Consider the following 2,699-nt stretch of genomic DNA (forward strand, 5'->3'; position numbering starts at 1 on the left):
TGAGCAGCCTGATAACCTTGAGGCGCTGTTACCTTGGAACATTAAGAAAGGCTAGGTGTCGTTAGCTAGACGCTTACAATATGAATGGCAGTTCATCGATAAACAATCAAGTAAAATTAGAAAACTGATCCGCTCACTCTTTATGTCTATTGATATTGAGTTCATTCACTTAAAGGACGAATTACGCGAACAATACACTACGGCTCACGAAGAGTTAAGCGAATTCAAAACCATAAAAACGATTAATATCGATGTGGTACCTAAAAGTGACCGCGAATATTTTGAAGGTGACAATATCAAGTTAAATGCTAATCGTTTTGAATATTTCCTTTACCGTAAGGCAGAGCAACTGTTTCATAGTAATACAATGACGGTTAAAGAAAGCGTTAATAATCGTAGTTTAGCCTCAGATCTTATTCAACCTAAAGAATGGGAGCACAAAACTGAAATAATTGAAAATTCAGGGCTTGATAAACTCGCTACTCCCATCAACCAAACACTAGCCGATAAAAATCAACAATTAGAGGCCAAGCTGAAGGAAGTGAGTGAGCATATTTTTAGTGGCGATAATAAGTACGTTGAATTTATTCCTGGCAAGACTGAACTTAAGTGGTCAATTCCGAACAACCGATGGCAAGAAAGTATTGAAAACCCCCTTTATAATCAAATCCAACATATGGGCATTGTTGAACTAATGCTCTTTGTTGACCAAAAGACTGACTTTCTAAAATCGTTCACTCACATTTCTGTCAACAAAGAAAAATCACCGGCTAATAAGGAAGATCTAATCGCTTGCATATTAGCTAATGGTACTAATTATGGCTTATATAAAATGGCGAATATCTCCGACCGTTCCATGGGGATATTACGTAGTGTGGATGATAGCTATATTAGATATGAGACGTTAACACAATCTAATGATCAGGTTTCTAATGCAATCGCCACTTTGCCAATTTTTGCTTATTACCACGCGGATGATAACCAATTATTTTCAAGTATTGATGGTCAAAAATTCGAGTGCCGTATTAATACATTTAAGGCGCGTTATTCATCTAAATATTTTTCAAAAGGCAAAGGGGTTTCTGCGCTAACACTTGTTTCAAATCACGTTCCAGTGAGTACGCAAGTTATTGGTGCAAATGAGTATGAAGGCCACTTTGCTTTCGACTTACTTTATAACAATTCATCAGATATACAGCCAAATACCTTATCGACCGATACGCATGGTACCAATAATGTTAACTTCGCAATTTTGGACTTCTTTGGTTACACGTTTGCCCCTCGATACGCAAAAATGAAACGAGTATTTTTTGATTTGTTTGAAGTGACTGAAGAGGATGGTGGCTGTATTCAATTAAAGAAAGAAATTAATCATAAATTAATTGCACAAGAGTGGAATGAAATTCAACATATTGTTTGCTCATTGAGCCGTAAAACTACTACCCAAAGCACTATCATTAGAAAATTAAGTAACGGCAAGAGCCGTACATTGTCAGCTTTGCATGAGTACGATCGTTTAATAAAGTCTATCTACGTTTTAGAGTATGTTGATAATTCAACGCTGCGCCATTATGTTCAACAAGCATTGAACAGAGGTGAAGCATACCATCAATTAAAACGGGCAATTACTTCAGTTAATGGTAACAAATTCCGTGGAGGAAATGATTACCAAGTATCTCAATGGAACGACTGCGCTAGGCTCATATCTAATTGCATTATTTATTATAATTCCGCGTTACTTTCGGCATTTCTGCAAATACAAGAAAGAAATGGCAGGCAAGACGTGGTTGAACTTATTTCTAGACTATCGCCTGTTGCTTGGCAGCATATTAATTTAAACGGTGAATATGCTTTTAATAAAGATCGTAAAGAAATAGATTTAGTTGGTTTACTCAACGGTATCGAGTCAATTAGCAACACAAAGAACGGATAAAACAAGTTACAATAATAAATGTATTTAACACTATGATACTCTCAGTAAGGACAATTAATGTCTAGAACCATCAGTAAAATAGCAAAGGAAATCGGGATCAATATTGAAACCGTGCGTTTTTATGAACGTAAGGGACTAATAAAACAACCCGTTAAACCTTTACAGGGTTATAGACAATATTCAACAGAAACGGTAAATAGAATTCGTTTCATTAGGCGTTCTCAGGAGTTAGGATTCACCTTAAGTGAAATAGAGGGATTACTTTCACTTAATGATAGTCCCTGTAACCAAGTAGAAGAGTTAGCGAAAAAAAAATTAGTGGCTATTCAAACCAAACAAGCCGATTTATTACTTTTAGAAAAAGCACTCTTAGAACATATCGGCCAATGTCAAAGTAACGAAGATGATACATGTTGCCCTATTATCGATTCTTTACAGCCATAAAGTGTCAAATTTCAGCTGATTTTTTTATACTGCCTGTCACTTAAAAACAAATTATCAACACCGCCAAACCTTACCCATTGTTCCTATGTCGAACTATCGGCTTCGTTTTATCTCTCGAATTGCATATCACTATAGCGCTAGATGAAAGAGCCTGCTCTAAATCAAGGTCATATTGAGCATGGTCAAAATACATTTTATTACTTTAATAAAAAACGCTCTTGACTCCGTACCTAGGTACATGAATTGTAAGCGTCTAGCCAAGTGCACCTGCAAGTAACTCGTCAAAACTATTAAGCTATCCCTGAATTTCAATTAAGAGGTA

Annotated in this window: 2 protein-coding genes; both read left to right on the forward strand. The window is 36.1% G+C overall.

Going from position 1 to position 2,699, the window contains the following annotated elements; all coding sequences use genetic code 11:
- Window positions 1-55: 55 nt before the first annotated feature.
- Window positions 56-1,933 (forward strand): Tn3 family transposase, encoded by a 1,878-nt coding sequence (locus I6E85_RS20670; protein WP_024591201.1) that lies wholly within the window; start codon window positions 56-58, stop codon window positions 1,931-1,933.
- Window positions 1,934-1,990: 57 nt separating this feature from the next.
- Window positions 1,991-2,377: an Hg(II)-responsive transcriptional regulator gene (gene merR, locus I6E85_RS20675; protein WP_024591202.1), complete on the forward strand. Its 387-nt coding sequence runs from the start codon at window positions 1,991-1,993 to the stop codon at window positions 2,375-2,377.
- Window positions 2,378-2,699 lie beyond the last annotated feature (322 nt).

It is taken from the genome of Pseudoalteromonas sp. NZS71, assembly GCF_015864715.1.
GTDB classification, from domain to species: Bacteria; Pseudomonadota; Gammaproteobacteria; order Enterobacterales; family Alteromonadaceae; genus Pseudoalteromonas; species Pseudoalteromonas arctica.

Coding starts and splice junctions, on each gene's coding strand:
- merR (WP_024591202.1), top strand. CDS start 1,991: ATGTCTAGAACCATCAGTAAAATAGCAAAGGAAATCGGGATCAATATT.